Origin of the sequence: Curtobacterium sp. MCLR17_040, from assembly GCF_003234735.1 — a bacterium.
Lineage (GTDB): Bacteria > Actinomycetota > Actinomycetes > Actinomycetales > Microbacteriaceae > Curtobacterium > Curtobacterium flaccumfaciens.
Genome location: NZ_QKTE01000009.1, coordinates 60678 through 79293, shown reverse-complemented (window position 1 = coordinate 79293; position 18616 = coordinate 60678). Strand labels below are relative to the sequence as shown.

Annotated in this window: 18 protein-coding genes; 15 read left to right on the top strand and 3 right to left on the bottom strand. The window is 72.2% G+C overall.

Annotated elements, in window-relative coordinates:
- Positions 1 to 15: 15 nt before the first annotated feature.
- The gene (locus DEJ01_RS10045; protein WP_071404761.1) at positions 16 to 375 is read right to left on the bottom strand and encodes a UBP-type zinc finger domain-containing protein; all 360 of its coding nucleotides are present in this window, start codon (positions 373 to 375) and stop codon (positions 16 to 18) included.
- A 177-nt stretch (positions 376 to 552) separates the two neighbouring features.
- Between DEJ01_RS10045 and ppk2 the strand changes: the two genes are divergently transcribed.
- From ppk2 to DEJ01_RS09975, 14 genes are all read left to right on the top strand, one after another.
- Positions 553 to 1461, top strand: a complete 909-nt coding sequence (gene ppk2, locus DEJ01_RS10040) for a polyphosphate kinase 2 (RefSeq protein WP_027467245.1) — start codon at positions 553 to 555, stop codon at positions 1459 to 1461.
- A gap of 181 nt (positions 1462 to 1642) precedes the next feature.
- Positions 1643 to 3271, top strand: coding sequence for an APC family permease (locus DEJ01_RS10035; protein WP_111092884.1), 1629 nt, complete (start codon positions 1643 to 1645; stop codon positions 3269 to 3271).
- 15 nt (positions 3272 to 3286) lie between these two features.
- Complete coding sequence (locus DEJ01_RS10030) at positions 3287 to 4126, top strand: urea amidolyase associated protein UAAP1 (RefSeq protein ID WP_071404759.1); 840 nt, start codon at positions 3287 to 3289, stop codon at positions 4124 to 4126.
- Complete coding sequence (locus DEJ01_RS10025) at positions 4126 to 4836, top strand: urea amidolyase associated protein UAAP2 (protein WP_111092883.1); 711 nt, start codon at positions 4126 to 4128, stop codon at positions 4834 to 4836. Before DEJ01_RS10030 ends, DEJ01_RS10025 begins: the two co-directional genes overlap by 1 nt.
- Positions 4833 to 8534 carry an urea carboxylase gene (uca, locus tag DEJ01_RS10020; RefSeq protein ID WP_375342380.1) on the top strand — a complete coding sequence of 1234 codons (3702 nt, stop codon included), beginning with the start codon at positions 4833 to 4835 and terminating at the stop codon, positions 8532 to 8534. Before DEJ01_RS10025 ends, uca begins: the two co-directional genes overlap by 4 nt.
- Entirely contained in the window at positions 8531 to 10306 is a 1776-nt protein-coding gene (gene atzF, locus DEJ01_RS10015) for an allophanate hydrolase (RefSeq protein WP_111092882.1), read from the top strand. The genes uca and atzF overlap by 4 nt, the downstream gene beginning before the upstream one ends.
- Before the next feature lie 26 nt (positions 10307 to 10332).
- Positions 10333 to 11025 carry a TetR/AcrR family transcriptional regulator gene (locus DEJ01_RS10010; protein WP_111092881.1) on the top strand — a complete coding sequence of 231 codons (693 nt, stop codon included), beginning with the start codon at positions 10333 to 10335 and terminating at the stop codon, positions 11023 to 11025.
- 30 nt (positions 11026 to 11055) lie between these two features.
- A complete protein-coding gene (locus tag DEJ01_RS10005) occupies positions 11056 to 11547 on the top strand; it encodes a biotin transporter BioY (RefSeq protein WP_111092880.1) in 492 nt (163 codons plus the stop codon).
- Positions 11548 to 11632: 85 nt separating this feature from the next.
- Positions 11633 to 12214, top strand: coding sequence for a hypothetical protein (locus DEJ01_RS10000; protein WP_146247592.1), 582 nt, complete (start codon positions 11633 to 11635; stop codon positions 12212 to 12214).
- A complete protein-coding gene (locus DEJ01_RS09995; RefSeq protein ID WP_111092878.1) occupies positions 12211 to 12741 on the top strand; it encodes a DUF6611 family protein in 531 nt (176 codons plus the stop codon). The genes DEJ01_RS10000 and DEJ01_RS09995 overlap by 4 nt, the downstream gene beginning before the upstream one ends.
- Positions 12742 to 12790: 49 nt before the next feature.
- A complete protein-coding gene (locus DEJ01_RS09990) occupies positions 12791 to 13132 on the top strand; it encodes a hypothetical protein (RefSeq protein WP_071404752.1) in 342 nt (113 codons plus the stop codon).
- A gap of 104 nt (positions 13133 to 13236) precedes the next feature.
- A complete protein-coding gene (locus tag DEJ01_RS09985) occupies positions 13237 to 13830 on the top strand; it encodes a TetR/AcrR family transcriptional regulator (protein WP_111092877.1) in 594 nt (197 codons plus the stop codon).
- Positions 13831 to 13856: 26 nt separating this feature from the next.
- Positions 13857 to 14570 (top strand): NADPH-dependent F420 reductase, encoded by a 714-nt coding sequence (locus DEJ01_RS09980; protein ID WP_111092876.1) that lies wholly within the window; start codon positions 13857 to 13859, stop codon positions 14568 to 14570.
- 152 nt (positions 14571 to 14722) lie between these two features.
- Entirely contained in the window at positions 14723 to 15238 is a 516-nt protein-coding gene (locus DEJ01_RS09975; protein ID WP_111092875.1) for a hypothetical protein, read from the top strand.
- Here the strand turns inward: DEJ01_RS09975 and DEJ01_RS09970 are convergent.
- A complete protein-coding gene (locus DEJ01_RS09970; RefSeq protein ID WP_111092874.1) occupies positions 15198 to 16139 on the bottom strand; it encodes an EamA family transporter in 942 nt (313 codons plus the stop codon). The genes DEJ01_RS09975 and DEJ01_RS09970 overlap by 41 nt on opposite strands.
- A 96-nt stretch (positions 16140 to 16235) precedes the next feature.
- Between DEJ01_RS09970 and DEJ01_RS09965 the strand changes: the two genes are divergently transcribed.
- On the top strand, positions 16236 to 16733 hold the full coding sequence (locus DEJ01_RS09965; RefSeq protein WP_111092873.1) for a MarR family winged helix-turn-helix transcriptional regulator: 498 nt from the start codon (positions 16236 to 16238) through the stop codon (positions 16731 to 16733).
- Positions 16734 to 16784: 51 nt separating this feature from the next.
- On the opposite strand, the gene DEJ01_RS18525 is transcribed toward DEJ01_RS09965, so the two are convergent.
- Positions 16785 to 18566, bottom strand: a complete 1782-nt coding sequence (locus DEJ01_RS18525) for a phosphatase PAP2 family protein (RefSeq protein WP_309147060.1) — start codon at positions 18564 to 18566, stop codon at positions 16785 to 16787.
- Positions 18567 to 18616: the final 50 nt, after the last annotated feature.

The window sequence follows — 18616 nt, the reverse complement described above, 5'->3', positions numbered from 1 at the left end:
GACGACCGCCGCGGATCAGCGCGATCCGCCGAGCAGTTCCAACCAGTCCCCGGGAAGGCGATCCGCCGGCCCGGGGACTGCCTGCGTCACGGGGTGGCTGGTGGGGGCTGCGAGCTCGAGCCCCTCGGAGCGGGTGTCGTCGCGGTAGTCCCAGGCCCAGGTCTCGCCGGGCTCGTAGCTCTGGATGACCGCGTGCCCGGTCTCCTCCCAGTGCCGCGTCGCGTGCGTGTTGAGGGAGTCGTCGCAGCAGCCGACGTGGCCGCACGCCGCGCAGCGGCGCAGGTGCACCCACCACGAACCGGTCGCGTCGCACTCGACGCACCCGTCTCCGCTCGGTGCGATCTCGGGGTGGATCATCTCGGCCTGGTCCGTCATGGCCCCATCATGCCTGTGAAGGGCCACATGCGGTCGGGAGGCACGGGGCGGGCCCGCACCGCGCCTCCCGGCCGTCATCGGGTCGCGTCCAGGGCGAGGCGTGGGGCGGTCGCGCGGGTGGCCGGGCCAGGATGGCCCTGGGGCCGACAGCCGATCGGCTCGCAGAGGGAGGACACCGTGGACACAGCGCCGTACTCGCAGCCGTTGCGGGAGTACATCGAACAGCTGCGGACCGAGGGGTACAGCGTCGCGGACGGTCAGACGGCCGACCCGGAGCTGATCGACCCGCACGGCAACCCGGTGCTCACCTGGCAGGACGACTACCCGTACTCGGAGCGCCTGCCGCGGGACGAGTACGAGTACCAGAAGTACCTGCTGCAGATCGAGCTGCTGAAGTGCCAGTACTGGCTCGAGGACACCGGCCAGAAGGTCGTGGTGCTCTTCGAGGGGCGTGACGCCGCGGGCAAGGGCGGCACGATCAAGCGGTTCACGGAGCACCTGAACCCCCGGACCTCGCGGGTCGTCGCGCTGAGCAAGCCGACCGAGCGCGAGCGCGGTGAGTGGTACTTCCAGCGGTACGTGCAGCACCTGCCGGCCGCCGGCGAGATGGTCCTGTTCGACCGCTCCTGGTACAACCGTGCCGGCGTCGAACGGGTGATGGGATTCTGCAGCGACGACGAGTACGAGTCGTTCATGACCCAGGTGCCGCAGTTCGAGCGGATGCTCGTGGACTCCGGCATCCACCTGACGAAGTTCTGGTTCTCGGTGACCCGGCGCGAGCAGCGGACCCGGTTCGCGATGCGCCAGCTCGACCCGGTGCGGCGGTGGAAGCTGTCCGACATCGACCTGCTGTCGCTCGACCGGTGGGAGGACTACACCGAGGCGAAGACGGCGATGTTCACCCGGACGAGCAAGCGCTACGCACCGTGGACGATCGTGCGGTCGAACGACAAGAAGCGCGCGCGGCTCAACGCGATGCGGTACTTCCTGACGCAGTTCGACTACCCGGACAAGGCCGCCGACGTCATCGGCAAGCCGGACCCGCTCATCGTCCGCCGCGGCAAGCGGGACGTCGACGTCGAGTGACCCCGGTGATTACTCGCCAGTGATCCCCCGCCGCTGATCCGCCCGCCGACTCGGAACGTTTACACGCCGGGGCCTGCCGTCACGCACTCGAAACAGACGGGCAACGGCGCCGACACAGGGCCGCAAGACACTTGTCGCACTACCTGTCACCCGACAGGTACTCCGCGAAAGGTCTGCAGTCATGCGTTCTCCGCAAGCACCGCTCCACGCACCGCGCGCCACGTCCGACGTCGACACCCAGGGGCTCGCCCGCCTCGGCTACGAGCAGGAACTCCACCGCGGAGTCGGCTCGTTCTCCTCCTTCGCGGCGGGCTTCTCCTTCGTCTCGATCCTCACCACGGTCTTCCAGCTGTTCGGACTCGGCTTCGGGCTGGGCGGTGCTGCGTTCTTCTGGGCGTGGCCGCTCGTCTTCGGCGGCCAGCTGCTCGTCGCGCTGAACTTCGCGCAGCTCGCGGCCCGCTGGCCCATCTCCGGCGCGATCTTCCAGTGGTCGAGCCGCCTGGCCGGAGCCCGGTTCGGGTGGTTCACCGGCTGGACGATGATCATCGGCCAGATCCTCACCGTCGCGGTGGCGGCCATCGCCGTGCAGGCCGTGCTCCCCGCGATCTGGGACGGGTTCCAGGTCGTCGGCGGTCCGGGCGCGGACCCGTCCGTCGCGTCGCCGACCGGTGCCGCGAACGCGGTGGTCCTCGGGCTGGTGATGCTCGCCGTGACGACGATCGTGAACATCACGAGCGTCCGGCTGATGGCCCGCGTGACGAGCTTCGGCGTGCTCATCGAGATCATCGGCGTGGTCGTGCTCATCGGCGCCCTGTTCCTCCTGCCGCACCGCAGCGCGTCCGTGGTGTTCACGACCGCCGGGTCGACGAGCACCGAGCCGTACGTGTGGGCGTTCCTGGCCTCCTCGCTGATGGCCGCGTACGTGATGGTCGGCTTCGACTCGGCCGGTGAGCTCGCGGAGGAGACCCACAACCCGCGCCGGACCACCCCGAAGACGATCGTCCGGGCACTCACGGTCTCGGGCCTCGGCGGCGGGCTGCTCATCATCGGTGCCCTCGTCGCCGCCCCGAGCCTGACCGACGGCAAGCTCGCCACCCAGGGGCTCGCCTGGGTGATCACCTCGACCCTCGGCGACGTCTTCGGCCGGCTCCTGCTCTGCACCGTCGCCGTCGCCGTCTTCGCCTGCACCCTCGCCGTGCAGACCGCCGGCGCCCGGATGGTCTACTCGATGGCCCGCGAGAAGGCGCTGCCCTTCCACCGCACCCTCGCCCGGGTCTCGCCCCGCACCGGCACCCCGATCGCCGCGTCGATCGTCGTCGGGGTCGGCGCCGGGCTGGCCCTCGCCGTCAACATCGGGCAGTCCGCGATCTTCACCGCCCTGTCGAGCCTGTGCATCGCGATGCTCTACCTGGCCTACCTCGGCGTCACCGGGCCGCTGCTGGTCCAGCGGATCAAGCTCCGTCGTACCGGGCTGCCGACCGGGGTCGACGAGGACGGCAAGCCGCTGTTCACCCTCGGTCGCTGGGGCATCCCGCTGAACGCCCTGGCCGTGGCGTTCCAGATCGGCATGGCGATCAACCTCATCTGGCCCCGGCCGGAGATCTACGACCTGACCGGCACCTCGTGGTGGCTGCAGTACAGCGCCCTGCTGTTCATCGGCGGCGTGCTGCTCGTCGGCTGGGCGTGGTCGAGCTGGCGGCACCGCACACACGGGCCGATCACCCTGGCCGAGGTGCCCACCACCGCGGCGGTACCCGTCCCCGCAGCCGCGACTGTGGCGAGCCCGACCGCCGCCTCCGTCGAAGCCTGATCCGGAAGGAACCCCATGCGTGACCTCCACCAGACCGACAGCGTGCTCGCCTCCCGGTCCGACGCACGCGCCCAGGCCGGCTCGCAGTCCGAGTACATGCCGTACCTGCCGGCGTCGTCGTCACCGTTCGCCCCCGAGGGCGTCGACCCCGCAGAACTCGTCTGGGCTGAGACGGTGGCGCCGGGCGGGTACACGCACAAGGTGCTGGCCCGCGGGTCACGGCTGCGGTTCGACGACCCGACGGGTCAGGCCTGCGCCAACGTCCTGGTGTTCAACGCGCTCGAACCGTGGGAGCGGCTCAACGTCGCCGACACCCAGAAGATCCCGTGGCAGGCGTACCTGGGCCAGGGTTCGCCGCTGCTGAGCGGGGACGGTCGGGCGCTGGCGACCGTGCTCGAGGACACCTCGGGGCACCACGACGCGTTCTGCGGCACCTCGACCGACGCCTGGAACGAGCGGAAGTACGGCGACGCGGCACCCGAGGGGCGCACCCCGAGCGGTCGGTCGCTGTTCGCGAAGGCCGCCGCCAAGCACGGGCTCACCAAGCGGGACCTGCCGCCGAGCATCTCGTTCTTCCAGGGCGTGCGGATCGACGCCGAGGGGGCGATGACCTTCACCGGTTCGGCCGGCGCGGGCACCCACGTCACGCTCGTCGCCGAGCTGCCGCTGCTCGTGCTGGTCGCGAACGTCGCGCACCCGATCGACCCCCGCCCGGACTACCTGGTCGGACCACTGCGGGTGCACGCCTGGCGCGGGGCCCCGACGACCGCGGCCGACGAGCGGTTCACCGCGACGCCGGAGCTCACCCGCGCCTACCTGAACTCGATCGACCACGCGGAAGCCCGAGGCCTGTGATGACCGACACGACGACCCACACCCCCACCTCCACCTCCACCGTCCCGGTCGGAGCCGTCCACGACCCGGACGTCGCCCTCGACTGGAGCGAGTCCCTGGTGCCGGGCACCGTGGTCCGCGACGACCGGGTCGCCCCGCTCGCACCGTGGTCCGCCGTGGTCCGCGCCGGCGAGGTGCTCACCATCGTCGACGTCGGCGGCAACCAGAGCGCCGACTGCCTGCTCTACGACGCCCACGACCCCGACGAGCGGTACAGCGTGCCGGACACCCTCGCCGCACAGGGCAACGCGTACGTCCGGACCGGCACCGTGCTGATGTCGAACGAGGGCCGCCCGCTGATGACCGTCGTCGCGAACGAGATCGACCGGCAGGACACCATCGGCGGCGCGTGCTCGAAGGAGTCGAACACCCTGCGGTACGGGCACCACACCCAGTACCAGCACGGCTGCCGCGAGAACTTCCTGGCCGAGGCAGGCCGCCACGGACTCGGTGCCCGCGACATCGTGTCGAACCTCAACTGGTTCATGAACGTGCCGGTCGAGGCCGACGGTGCCCTCGGGATCGTCGACGGCATGAGCGCTCCCGGCAAGCGGGTCGCGATCCGGGCCGAGCGGGACGTGCTCGTCGTCGTCTCGAACTGCCCGCAGATGAACAACCCCTGCAACGACTTCTCCTGCACACCGCTGCGCATGATCGTGGTCCAGCCGTGACCGCCGCGCCCGACCCCACCGGGACCGCCACCGTGAACCAGACCCCTGCCCTCAGCACGGACACCGTCCTCGTCGCGAACCGCGGTGAGATCGCCCGTCGCATCATCCGGTCCGCCAAGGCACTCGGCATGCGCACCGTCGCCGTCTACTCCGACGCCGACCGCGCGGCACCCCACGTCCGCGAGGCCGACACCGCCGTCCGGCTCGGACCCGCACCCGCCCGCGACTCGTACCTGCGCATCGACGCGGTGGTGCAGGCCGCGAAGGACACCGGCGCCGGACTCGTGCACCCCGGCTACGGGTTCCTGTCCGAGAACACCGACTTCGCCCAGGCCTGCGAGGACGCCGGCATCCGGTTCGTCGGGCCGACCGCCGACCAGATCGTCCGGTTCGGCGCGAAGCACACCGCCCGCGAGCTGGCCGCCGCCGCCGGGGTCCCGATGCTCGCCGGCACCGGGCTGCTCGCCAGCGTCGACGACGCCGTGGCCGAGGCCGAGCGCATCGGCCTACCCGTCATGCTCAAGGCCACCGGGGGTGGCGGCGGGATCGGCATGCAGGCGTGTTCCACCCTCGACGAGGTCCGCGAGGCGTACACGAGCGTCGTCCGCCTGGCGACCGCGAACTTCGGGTCGGCCGGCATCTTCCTCGAGCGGCTCGTGCGGCCGGCACGGCACGTCGAGGTCCAGCTCTTCGGCGACGGCGAAGGCCGCGTCGCGGTGATCGGCGACCGCGACTGCTCCCTGCAGCGCCGCAACCAGAAGGTCATCGAGGAGGCCCCGGCACCGGCGCTCCCCGAGCACGTCCGCGCCGAGCTGCACGCGTCCGCCCGCCGCCTGGCCGAGAGCGTCGGGTACCGCAGCGCCGGCACCGTCGAGTTCGTCTACGACCCGGTGCGCGAAGAGGCGTCGTTCCTCGAGGTGAACACCCGCCTGCAGGTCGAGCACCCGGTCACCGAGGAAGTGTTCGGCGTCGACCTCGTCGAGCTCATGCTCCGCCTGGCCCGCGACGGTGCCGCCGGCATCGACCCCGACGTGTTCGACCGCACCTGGACGCCGAACGGCCACGCCGTCGAGGCCCGCGTCTATGCCGAGGACCCGGCGAAGGGCTCGCTGCCCTCGAGCGGCCTCGTCACCCAGGCCGTGTTCCCGAGCGCGACCACGGCATCCGGCGAGCGCACCGGCATCCGCGTCGACGGCTGGGTCGAGACCGGCTCCGAGGTGTCCGCGTTCTACGACCCGATGCTCGCCAAGGTGATCGCCACCGGGGAGACCCGCGACGACGCCCTCGACCTGCTGCGCGACGGACTCGCGGCCACCCGCATCGACGGCATCGTCACGAACGCCGGGCTGCTCCGCGCGCTGACCGACGACCTCGAGCTCCGCACCGCCACGCACTCCACCTCGACGCTCGACGCGACCGAGGACCCGGACCCGCGCATCGACGTCGTCGCGCCCGGCACCATGACGATGATCCAGGACCTGCCGGGCCGGGTCGGGTACTGGCAGGTGGGCGTCCCGCCGAGCGGCCCGTTCGACGCGGCGTCCTTCGCCGAGGCGAACCGCGCCGTGGGCAACCCGGACGGTGCCCCCGCGCTCGAGGTCACCGCCACCGGCCCGACGCTCCGGTTCTCGGCCGCCGCGGTGGTCGCGCTCACGGGTGCGCCGGCGCCGGTCACCCTCGACGGCGAACCCGTGGCGCTGTGGGAGCCGGTCGAGGTCGGCGCCGGGCAGACCCTGGCGATCGGCACGGCCCCCGGTCCGGGCCTCCGCACCTACCTGGCGGTCCGCGGCGGCTTCGACGTGCCGACCTACCTCGGCTCGACCGCGACCTTCACGCTCGGTGGCTTCGGCGGTCACGCCGGTCGGGCCCTGCTCGCCGGCGACGTCCTGCGCCCGGGATCCCCGGACTCGGACGCCCCGCACCCGGCGTTCCCGTCCGGCACCCGTCTGGGCCTGGTGGGCGGTCCGACCCCGGCCGACCGCCGCACCGCGCTGACCGACGCGTGGGAGATCGCCGTCACCGAGGGGCCGCACGCCGCACCGGACTTCTTCACCCGCGCCGACCTCGACGTCTTCTACGCCACCGACTACGCCGTGCACCACAACTCGGCACGCACCGGCATCCGGCTCATCGGGCCGCGGCCGGAGTGGGCGCGGACCGACGGCGGCGAGGCCGGTCTGCACCCGTCGAACATCCACGACACCCCCTACGCGGTCGGTGCGATCGACTTCACCGGGGACACCCCGATCATCCTCGGACCGGACGGGCCGTCGCTCGGCGGCTTCGTCTGCCCCGCCGTGGTCGCCAGCGGCGACCTGTGGAAGCTGGGCCAGCTCCGACCGGGTGACACGGTCCGGTTCGTCCCCGTCCGCGAAGCCGACGCCGCCGCGCTCGACGCGCACCGGGCCTCCAGGACGGTGCCGCGCACCGGAGGCGACGGCGACGACGGCGTGATCGCCCGCCTGGACGCGACCGACGTGCGGCCGAGCGTCGCGTACCGACGCGACGGCGACGACAACGTGCTCGTCGAGTACGGCGACATGACCCTCGACATCGCGCTGCGGATGCGCGTGCACGCGCTCATGACGAAGCTGCAGGAGCACACGCCGAAGGGGATCCTCGACATCACGCCGGGCATCCGCTCGCTGCAGGTGCACACCGACGCGTCCGTGCTCAAGGCGCGCGACGTGGCGGGGCTGCTCCGCGAACTCGAGGACGAGATCCCGCCGACCGACCAGCTCGTCGTGCCGTCGCGCACCGTGAAGCTGCCGCTGTCGTGGGACGACCCGGCCACCCGGCTGGCGATCGAGCGGTACATGAACGGCGTCCGGAACGACGCCCCGTGGACGCCGTGGAACATCGAGTTCATCCGTCGCATCAACGGGCTCGAGAGCGTCGACGACGTCTTCCGCACCGTGTTCGACGCGAGCTACCTGGTGCTCGGCCTGGGCGACGTGTACCTCGGCGCCCCGGTCGCGACCCCGCTCGACCCCCGGCACCGCCTGGTCACGACGAAGTACAACCCGGCCCGCACCTGGACCGCCGAGAACTCCGTCGGCATCGGTGGCGCGTACCTGTGCATCTACGGCATGGAGGGTCCCGGCGGCTACCAGTTCGTCGGCCGCACGGTGCAGATCTGGAACCGGTTCCGCCGGGGCGGGCTGTTCCAGGAGAACCCGTGGGCGCTGCGGTTCTTCGACCGGATCGAGTGGTACCCGGTCGGTGCCGACGAGCTGCTCGAGCTGCGCGCCGAGACGGACGCCGGACGGGGCTCGTTCGAGACCGTCGAGGGCGAGTTCTCGATCGCGTCGTACAACCGGTTCCTGGCCGACAACGCCGGGTCCATCGCCGACTTCCGGGCGCAGCAGGCGCAGGCGTTCGGCGAGGAGAAGGAGCGGTGGCGGGCATCGGGCGAGTTCGACGTCCGTGACGAACCGGCCGCCGTGGTGGCCGACGCCGTGACCGTGCCCGAGGGGTCGACCGCCGTGTACGCCCCCTTCACCTCGACCGTGTGGCAGGTGGACGTCCGCCCGGGTGACCGCGTGGACGAGGGGCAGAAGCTGCTGGCCGTGGAGGCGATGAAGATGGAGTCGATGGTGCACGCACCGGTGCCGGGCCACGTGCTCGAGGTGTACATCAAGCCGGGCGACCAGGTCGCGCCGGGCCAGGTCCTCGCCGCGATCGGAGCGGCAGCGTGAGCGGGACGAGCGCGGCGAGCGCCGGCGGGACCGCCGCCACCGCGACCGCCACTGCCGCCGCCCGCGTCCGCGACGCCTTCGCCCGCATCGACGCCGTCGACCGCCCCGAGGTCTGGATCACCCTGCGCGACCGTGCCGACGTGCTGGCCGAGGCCGAAGCGGTCGACCCGTCGCTGCCCCTGGCCGGCCTGCTGTTCGCCGTGAAGGACAACATCGACGTCGCCGGCCTGCCCACCACCGCAGCCGCCCGCTCCTACGCCCACGACCCCGCCGCCGACGCCACCGCCGTCGCCCGGCTCCGCGCCGCCGGAGCGGTCGTCGTCGGCAAGACGAACCTCGACCAGTTCGCCACCGGCCTGGTCGGCACCCGGTCGCCGTTCGGCGCGGTCCGGAACGCCTGGGACCCGACGCGGGTCTCCGGCGGGTCGTCGAGTGGTTCCGCCACGGCGGTCGCCCTCGGCATCGTGGACTTCGCGCTCGGCACCGACACCGCCGGGTCCGGCCGGGTGCCCGCCGCGCTCGGCAACCTGGTCGGGGTGAAGCCGACGAAGGGGCTCGTGCCGAACACCGGGGTCGTCCCCGCCTGCCGTTCGCAGGACTGCGTCACGGTGTTCGCCCGGTCGCTCGACCTGGCGCGCACGGCGGCGGAGCTGATGGCCGGTCCGGACGGCGTCGACCCGCTCGCGCGGCCCGACCTCGCCCTCGCCGACCTGCCCGCCGTCCCGCGCATCGCGGTGCCGCTGCCGTCGCAGCTCCAGGGGCTCGCACCCGGCTGGGCCGAGGCGTTCGCCGCGGCCGTCAATCGCTTCCGTGCGCTCGGACACCAGGTGGTCGAGGTCGACATCGCACCGCTGCTCGACGCCGCGTCGCTGCTCTACGACGGCGCGTTCGTCGCCGAACGGTACGCGGCCGTCGGTGCCCACATCGAGGCCCACCGCGACGAGGTCGGTGCCGACCTCGACCCGTCGGTCGCCGCGATCGTGCTCGGTGGCGCACGGCCGACCGCCGCGGAGCTCTTCGCCGACCAGGAACGACTCGACGCGTTCGGGGCAGCGGGTCGCGCCGCACTCGAGGGGACCACGGCACTGCTCACCCCGACGACGACGTGGCACCCGACGCTCGAGCAGGTCGCGGCCGACCCGATCGGCGCGAACAGCCGGATGGGTCGGTACACGAACTTCGCGAACCTGCTCGACATGGCCTCGCTCGCCGTGCCCGCCGGCTTCGTCGACGGCCTGCCGTTCGGCGTCATGCTCACCGGCCCGGCGTTCAGCGACCGGCGCCTGGCGGCGTTGGCCGCCGCGTTCGTCGCCCCGACCGTCGACCTGCTGGTCGTCGGGGCGCACCTGCGCGGTCAGCCGCTGAACGGACAGCTGGTCGCGTCCGGCGGATCGTTCGTCCGGGAGGCCCGCACCGCGTCCGACTACCGGCTGTACGCACTCGACACGGTGCCGCCCAAGCCCGGGCTGGTCCGCGTGGGTCCGGTCGCGTCCGGCGCCGCCGCGCCGGGCTCCGGCTCCGGCTCGGGCTCGGGCTCGGGCTCGGGCTCGGGCTCGGGCTCGGGCTCGGGCATCGTCGGGGAGGTCTGGCGTCTGCCCGCCGCCGGCTTCGGCACCTTCGTCGCGGCCCTGCCGGCACCGATGGCGATCGGCACCGTGGCACTCGACGACGGCACCGAGGTCACCGGGTTCCTGGTCGAGCCGTTCGCGGTCGAGGGGGCCGAGGACATCACCCACCACGGCGGCTGGCGCGCGTACCGGGAGCAGTCGTGACGGACACCGGCTGTCAGGATGGGGGCATGTCCCCCGACGACCGGCCCGTGCGCCCCGGCCGACCGCGGGTCGTGCCGAACGCCGACTCCGCGCTGAGCCCGCGCGACCAGATCCTCGACGCCGCCGCCGCGCTGTTCGTCGAGAACGGCATCAGCGCGACCTCGACCCGGGCGATCGCCGAACGGGTCGGGATCCGGCAGGCCTCGCTGTACTACCACTTCGCCGGCAAGGACGACATGCTCGTCGAGCTGCTCACGACCTCGGTGCGCCCGAGCCTCGAGCTGGTCCGCGGCCTCGAGCAGCTCGTGCCGGAGTCGGCCTCTGCAGCCGGGGCCCTCGCCGCGCTGGTCGTCGCCGACGTGGACACCCTCGCCCGCACGCCGCACAACATCGGCACGCTCTACCTGCTGCCCGAGGTGCAGGGCGAGCGCTACGACGGGTTCCGGGCCGAGCGCGTCGAACTGCAGGAGGCCTACGGGCGCCTCGGCTCGCGCGCTGCCGCCCCGGACGTCGCCGCCGGTGTCTCGCCGTCGCGCCTCGGTGCGGTGCTCATCCAGATCACCGAGACCGTCATCCAGCTCCGCCGGTCCGGCCCCGTGCAGGACGCCGATCGCGACGCCCTCGTCGCGACCTGCCTGCGCGCCTGCGGCCTCGACACCGCCGCCGTGGCCGAGGCCCGGCGCGACGCCGAGTCCCTGCTGGCCACCGTCGCGGTCTGACCCTCCCTCTCCCCTCTGCAAGGAGTCACCATGACCACGATCACCCCCGCCGCACACCGTCCGCTCGCCGACGCCCTGCTCCCCCGCACCGCCGTCGTCAGCACCGCCCTGGTCCTCGGCGGCGCGCTGCTGACCGCCGGTGCCGCGCAGGTGTCCGTGCCGATCTGGCCCGTCCCGATCACCGGGCAGACCCTGGCCGTGCTGCTCGTCGGCAGTGCCCTCGGTGCCCGTCGCGGTGCCCTGTCGATGCTCGTCTACGCACTGCTCGGCGTCGTCGGGCTGCCGGTCTTCGCGGACGGTTCGGCCGGGGTCGGCGTGCTCGTCGGCCCCTCTGGCGGGTACATCGTCGGCTTCGTCGCCGGGATGGCCTGGCTCGCGGTGGCACTCGGCCTCGACCTGCAGCAGACCCTGCAGTACGGGCTGTACCCGTTCGTCCTCGGTGGTGTGGTGAAGACCCTGATCGGCGCCGGCGTGATCTCCCTCGGGTGGACCGCGGCACTCCGCTCGGCCACCCGCCGGTGAGCGCTCCGTCAGGACTCCGCCTCCGGCCGTAGGGGTTCCGTCAGGAGGCCTTCCGCGCTGCTCGAGCCCGCGAGAGCGTGTGGTCGTGACACTGACTGCGATCATGCCGACGCTCCGCGCGTCGCTCCCCGATCCGATGGACCCGTTCCTCTGGCCGGCTCACACCGTCGCGACCACCGACGACCTGCTGGTCTCGGCGATCTCGATGGTCCGGCTCGCCGACCTCACCGGCACCCCGACCGTGCACACCGCCGAGCAGTCCCCGCCCCGGTACCGCCCGCGCGGCTGGGCACCCCGGGACGTGAGCGTCGCCGTCGCGTCGGTCACCCGCGTGCGGCGACCGCGCACCGGGGTGGTGCTCCTGGAACTGGACGCGGTCCTGCCGACCTGTGCCGTGCTCGACCAGGTGCGCCTGATCGGACGCCGGAGCACCGCTCCCCTCTCCCCGATGTACGTCGTCACCCGCTGTGACGGTCAGGCCGACGGTCCGTTCCACCGCCTCCCGGCTCCGTTGCCCGCCGACGTCCGCGAAGGCGACCTGGTCTGCTTCCCGTGCCTGGCGACCGTCCGGCACCGCGACGTCATCGAGCCGGTCCGGGCGGAACTCGCGCCGGTCCGGGCGGAACTCGCGCCGGTGCGCACGGAACTCGCGCCGGTCGATCGATGACCACGGCGCTGCCGGTCCGCACCCGGCTGCTCGACGGCACCCACCTGTGGGGCCGGTACACGATCCGACCCGTCGGGCGGACGCTGTGGAGCTCGCGGACCCTCGTCGTGTTCCCGCCCGGCACGACCACCGGCGAGCGCCTGCTGCTGCGTGCCTGGCACGTCTGGCCGGCCGTCGGGGCGGTCGTCGCCCTCGCCACCCTGGTGCTCGCCGTCTCGGTCCCCGCCGTCGGCACGACCACCGCGCTGCTCCTCTACGGCGGCGGCTTCGCGGTCCTCGCCCGCGCCACCCGCACATTGCGACCGCGGGTGCGGTCCGTCACCGTGACGACGTTCCTGGGCGACGGCCGCCGCGAGGTCCACGGCGACGAACGCCTGCTCACCGGCTCCCTGGACGCGCTGTCGATCCTGGAGCAGGCGCTCCGGGCCGACCGCATCCGCCCCGTCGACTTCGAGCTGATCTGGGGCGACGTGTGGAACGCCCTGGAGTCCCCGGCCCCGGACCACCGCGTGCAGCGGTCATCCTGAAGCCGGTTCCCGCGCCGCGCGTTTGTATGGGTCCGGGAAGGAGTACGCGATGAAGCACATCCACTACGACGCCACCACGATCCTGGTCGGTGACGACGTCGCCGACGCCGTGATCGAGTACGCCGCGGCTCTCGCAGGCGGGGACCGAGCGGACACCGTCGACGTGCCCGCCGTCGCCGACGACGGGACGATGACCACCACGAAGATCCTCATCGGGCCGTCGAGCGAGATCGTCATCGAGGACGCGGAAGAGGACGAACTCGAGATGGACAACGGGGAGTTCGTCGGGCGGCTGCGCGCCGCCGCGAAGACCTTCGGGCACAGCGAGCCGATCCACGCGAACACGCGGTCGGACCTGGCGGACGCGGCGGAGGCTGCCGAGGAGTCCTGACGCCCGGGCGTCGCGCTGCAGCGTCGAAACGGAGAGGGTCTCCTGTACTGTGGTGATTCCGGAGAGCCTCTCCGGTACTCGACACCACAGCCTGGAGGCCCGCCATGCCCGAGCAGACCGCTCCCGCCGGGCGCGCGCCGCGTGCTGACGCGCTGCGGAACCGGGACCACATCCTGCGGGTCGCGGAGCGCGCGTTCGCCGAGCACGGCGTGACCGGCTCGCTCGACGCGATCGCCAAGCAGGCCGGCGTCGGCGCCGGCACCCTGTACCGGCACTTCCCCACGCGCGAGGCCCTGCTCGCCGAGCTCCTCGCCGCGCGCGACGAGCACCTGGTGGCCCGTCGCGAAGCACTGCGCGACGGCTCCGTGGACACCGGCGACGCCCTGCACGGCTGGCTCGACGCGGTCACCGAGTGGGCCGGCACGTTCGACGGACTGCCCGAACCGCTCCGTGCCGCCGCGTCGTCCGACTCGTCGCCGCTCGCCCTGACGTGCCAGGGGTTCATCACCACCACGGACGAGTTCCTCCGCGCCGCGCAGCGTTCCGGTCGTGCGCGTGCCGACGTCCGCGCGCGGGACCTGTTCCTCGCCGCGCTGGCGACCAGCTGGGTCCGGGGTGCCGCGATGGCCGACGACTCGTCGTCCGCCGCGCTCTCCGCCCTGTCGCGGCGGGGCTGGGAAGCCCCGGTCCTCCCTTGACGTCCACCTCCTTGAAAGGGCACCACATGAACCGCATCGGCATCATCGGCAGCGGAGCCATCGGCACCGCGATCGCACGCCTGGCCGTCGCCGCCGACCTCGACGTCCTCATCGCGAACTCGCGCGGCCCCGAGTCGCTGCAGGACCTCGTCGCCGAGCTCGGCCCGCACGCCCAGGCCGGCACCGTGCGACAGGCCGTCGAGTTCGGCGACGTGCCCGTCCTCGCGATCCCGCTCACCGCCTACCCGGCACTCGCCCCCGACCTCGACGCCTTCGCCGGGCGGACCGTGCTGTCGACGGGCAACTACTACCCCGGTCGCGACGGCAGGATCGAGCAGCTCGACAGCCTCGCGACGACCACGGCGGAGTACGAGCAGACGCTCCTGCCCGGCACGCGGATCGTCAAGGCGTTCAACAACATCGTCGCGCACCACATCCCGAACCTCGCCGGCTCCGCGCCCCGCACCGCACTGCCGATCGCGGGCGACGACGAGCAGGCCAAGGCCGTGGTCGCCGACCTCGTGCAGCTGCTCGGGTTCGACACCGTGGACGCCGGCACCCTGGCCGACTCGTGGCGCTTCGAGCCGGAGTCCGGGGCGTACACGGGGATCTACGCGGCGAGTGCCGAGGGATTCGCGGCGGACTACCTGGCGGATCAGGGAGCACCATTGCCCGCCGCGCGGCTGCGGGACATACTGGCGGTGTCGCACCGGGCGGATGTGGCGAACCGGCAGTTCTGACGATCGCAGCTCCAGGGGGACACTTGCGACGACGAAACCATCAGCTCCTCACCGCAGCGGCGGGCGTGGTCTGCATCGCAGTGGTCACCGGATTGTCCGCATGTGCCACGCCTGGGGCTGCCTCCGGACCGGAGCCCGATGCGCTGAGCGCAGTGCGAGCCGAGACCATCCTCGACGCGAGTGCCGATCAGGCATGGCAGCTGGTCGCGTCCCACCATCCGGGGCTCGAGCGGCCGGTGGTCGACCGCGTCCGGACCGTCTCGCACGCCGACTGGGCCCCGACGCAGGAACGCTGCATGAGCGCCGCGGGGTTCCCGCAGGCGAAGGCGATGCCCGACGCGAGCCTCGTCTCCGGACAGGTGCCGGCGGAACAGTCCGAGCCGTTCGCGGTCGCCGAGTACACGTGCGGTGTCGAGTACCCCATGGCCGCGAAGTACCGAACGGCCTTCAACGAGTCCCAGCTGGAGTGGCTCTACCGCTACTCCACGGGCGAGCTCACGAAGTGCCTGCAGGACCACGGCATCTCGGTGGAGCGTGGGCCGAGCGAGCAGGAGTTCGTCGACAGCGACGGGGCGTGGTCGCCGTACCGGTCGGTCGATCTGCCGCAGTCCCAGTACTACGAGCTCGTCACCGCCTGCCCGGAGATCCCGGACTCGATCTACGGCTGAGCGGCTCGGAGGAAGGCCCCCGAGACACCGCTCGTCCGAGCTGCCCACCCAGGGAACCGAGGAGCGCGACGACGAAGCCGACGATCTGCAGCGGCGACAGCGCCTGGCCGAGGACGACCCACCCGAGCACCGCAGCGGTCAACGGGCTGAGGACGCCCAACAACGCGATCCGGGCCGACGGCAGCGCCCGTGCGCCTCGGAACCAGACGCTGTAGGCCAGGGCACCACCGACCAGCGTGAGCCAGGCGTACCCCGCGTACCCAGCGGCGGTCGGCTGCCACGGCCCGCTGTCGACGATCGGGATGAGCGGGGCGATCACCACGCCCCCGACAATGAGTTGCCACGCGGTCGAGGTCAGGGGGTGTGTGCCCTCCGGGGTGCCCCACCGACGAGTGAGCAGGAGCCCCAGCGCCATGGACACCGTGCCGAGTGCCGCCGCCGCGAGCCCGAGCACGTCGAACACGGCACCTCCGCTGAGGGAGACGAGCGCGACGCCCACCAGGGCCACGACTCCCCACACCACGTGGGTGATCGCGGGCCGCCCCCACCGCAGCGCCAGGGTGAGGGCCACGACGACGAGCGGCTGGAGCGCACCGACGATGGCCGCCAAGCCACCCGGCAGCCGGTCGGCCGCGACGAACAGCATCGGGAAGAAGCACCCGATGTTGAGCATGCCGAGCACGAACGTCCGGAGGCGCCAGCCCCGCGGTGGGACTCCCGGCCGGAGCGCGAGCAGCAGCAGGCCGGCCGGGAGCGCACGGAGGACACTCGCCGTCATCGGGTGATCGGCGGGCAGGAGCTCGGTGGTGACCACGTAGGTCGACCCCCACACGATCGGTGCCACTGCCGCGCTGAGCGTGAGGCCGGCCGCCGCCGACGTGGACAGCGAGCGATCGGTCACCGGAGCCTCGTTTCCTTCATGCTGAACTTCTCAACGTTGAGACATTATGGCCCCGATAGGCTCGCGTCAAACAGTTCAGCGTGAAGGAGTGCTCTGATGGAGGATGCCGTCGATCGAGTCGTGGCCCAGTGGGGCCGGGAACGACCGGACCTCGACGTTCGTGCGATGGCGGTGATCGGGCGCATCGGGCGCGCCGAAGCGATCCTCGACCGGAGGGTCGGTGCCGTCCTCGCTGAGCACGACCTGCTGCCGGGTGAGTTCGACCTGCTCGCGACCCTCCGACGTTCGGGATCACCACATCGGCTGACCGTCGGGCAGATGCTCGCCGCCACGATGGTGACCTCGGGCGCCGTCACGAACCGCTTGAACCGGCTCGTCGCGAAGGGCTACGTCACGCGGGAGACCGACCCCTCGAACCGACGAAGTGTGCTCGTCACGTTGACCGATCACGGCCTGACGGTGGTGGACGCGGCGCTTGCCCGGCACGTCGAGAACGAACGAGAGCTGCTCGGCACGCTGAGCAGCGACGAGGAGCAGCAGCTGGCCGGGCTCCTCCGGAAGCTGCTGCTCGGCCTCGGTGACGGGGCGGCCTGAGCACAGTCCGCCCTGCTGGCCGCACTCGGAGCCGACCTGACGCGCTCCGCTTCAGGCGGCGCCGTGGCCCCGGCTGTGCCCGTGGCCGTGCTTCGTCGCGTTGGCGTTGACGAGGTGCAGTTCGTTGCCGTGGCGCTCCACCACGGGCTCGTACCCGGCGGGCAGGCCGGCGACGCGGACCCGGCTGAAGCTCGAACCCTTCGCGATCCGGTCCGCCGTGATCAGGACCACGTCGTTCGCCACGGCCGTGCCCTTGGCGACGTGCACCCGCAGCGTTCCGCCGAACGACGCGGTGCCCTCGACGCGCAGGGAGGGACGGGGCCCGGAGACGCTCAGCGACAGTGCGGCGTGCGAGCGCTGCGTCAGGTTGCCGCCGATGCGGATCACCCTCTTGCTGGCCTCGGCGAGCGTGCCGGAGACAGTGGTCACCGACCCCTTGCCCAGGGCAGCAGCGGAGTCCGCGATCAGCGTCCCACCGCGGACGACGGTGCCGCCGGTGTAGCGGTTCGAGCCGGCGAGGGCGAGGGTGCCGGTCCCCCGCTTGGTCAGTGACCCGTTCCCGCCGATGTTGTTGCGCCAGGTGTCGGCGGCGTCCAGGCCCTTCTCGGCGGCGTCCATCGAGACGGTCACCGCGCTGTCGAACGCTCCGTAGCCGGACGCTGCCGAGAAGAGGTCGAGTCGCCCCCACCCTTCCGCGTCGTCCAGCAGGGGGTAGCCCGACGGCAGCGCGGTCGTCCGGAGCACCTCTCGGATCTGGTCGTCGCTGAGGTACGGCAGGCGGGTCCGCAGGAGCGCTTCAGCACCCTTCGGCACCGTGGCGGGGATCGTCTTCGTGCCGGTCCGCGTGAACCCGTACGTCAGACGCCCGCGGTAGTCCTTCTTGTCCGACGCGTAGTCCGCGTAGCGATCGACGGCGCTCGGGCTGGCGGCGGTGAGCACCTTCTCCGCCTGCTGGTGCGCCTGCTGCTCGAGCTGCGTGTTGGCCGGGTCGTCCAGGATGGCCGCTGCCAGCGCAGTCGCCAGGACCCGCCCACCCATGACGTCGAGCGGTGAGTGCATCCCCGCGACGATCCGACTGTTGCCGATCTCCGAGCCGTTGGCGAGGAGCTCGGTGTACTTCTCCGGGTACGCGTACGCGAACGCCAGGGAGGCCAGGTAGCCGGCGTTGGTGTGTCCGCTGGGGAACCCGCCGTCGGTGGCGGGCGTCGGGGACTTCTCGGGGACGAGCTGCGGCAGCACCTTGACGTCCTGGCTCTGCCGGTACGGCCGCGGGTACTGGTAGTACTTCTTCGCGTTGCTGGCAGAGGAGTAGTCGCCCCGCAGCGTGTTCACCAGCTGGACGACGTCGCCGAGTTCCGAATCGGTGTCCGCCCACGAGCCCTTCGCGTTGCCCTGGTCGACGTACTGCTTCGTCGTGGCATCCGCCGGGATCTCGTCGGGGATCGTGGTACCGGCGTTCGTCGCGGTCCGCACCGCGTCGGACAGGTCACCGAACCCCGCGATGGCCGAGTAGCTCTGGTTCCGTCGGTCGATCAGGTACGCCTCGTGCCCCTGCGCATCCGTGCGGGTCTGTGTGGTCCGCGCTGCCTGCGCGATGTTCGAGTCCAGGATCCGCTGCGCTGCGGCACTGGTTGCGACCCCGTTGTCCCACGACGATCCCGGGCGCCACAGGGTGCCGAACTGCGACAGCACCCCGGTCGCAGCGTTCGTCTCCGGCGTCGTGGCAGCAGGGGTGTTCGTCTTGTAGGTGTCGACGAAGTACCCGTAGGCCCCTGGACGCGGCGCGGTCCGCGATGTCGCCGCGGACGCTCCCGCCGGAGCGATCAAGGACACAGCGCACGCGACCGCCAGGACCCCCAGCACCGTGCGGGCCCGACGTCTGG

Excerpts from the sequence above, each read along its gene's own strand:
- DEJ01_RS10045 (WP_071404761.1), bottom strand. The coding sequence starts at position 375 with ATGACGGACCAGGCCGAGATGATCCACCCCGAGATCGCACCGAGCGGA.
- DEJ01_RS10035 (WP_111092884.1), top strand. The coding sequence starts at position 1,643 with ATGCGTTCTCCGCAAGCACCGCTCCACGCACCGCGCGCCACGTCCGAC.
- DEJ01_RS10030 (WP_071404759.1), top strand. The coding sequence starts at position 3,287 with ATGCGTGACCTCCACCAGACCGACAGCGTGCTCGCCTCCCGGTCCGAC.
- DEJ01_RS10025 (WP_111092883.1), top strand. The coding sequence starts at position 4,126 with ATGACCGACACGACGACCCACACCCCCACCTCCACCTCCACCGTCCCG.
- DEJ01_RS10010 (WP_111092881.1), top strand. The coding sequence starts at position 10,333 with ATGTCCCCCGACGACCGGCCCGTGCGCCCCGGCCGACCGCGGGTCGTG.
- DEJ01_RS10005 (WP_111092880.1), top strand. The coding sequence starts at position 11,056 with ATGACCACGATCACCCCCGCCGCACACCGTCCGCTCGCCGACGCCCTG.
- DEJ01_RS09995 (WP_111092878.1), top strand. The coding sequence starts at position 12,211 with ATGACCACGGCGCTGCCGGTCCGCACCCGGCTGCTCGACGGCACCCAC.
- DEJ01_RS09990 (WP_071404752.1), top strand. The coding sequence starts at position 12,791 with ATGAAGCACATCCACTACGACGCCACCACGATCCTGGTCGGTGACGAC.
- DEJ01_RS09985 (WP_111092877.1), top strand. The coding sequence starts at position 13,237 with ATGCCCGAGCAGACCGCTCCCGCCGGGCGCGCGCCGCGTGCTGACGCG.
- DEJ01_RS09980 (WP_111092876.1), top strand. The coding sequence starts at position 13,857 with ATGAACCGCATCGGCATCATCGGCAGCGGAGCCATCGGCACCGCGATC.
- DEJ01_RS09965 (WP_111092873.1), top strand. The coding sequence starts at position 16,236 with ATGGAGGATGCCGTCGATCGAGTCGTGGCCCAGTGGGGCCGGGAACGA.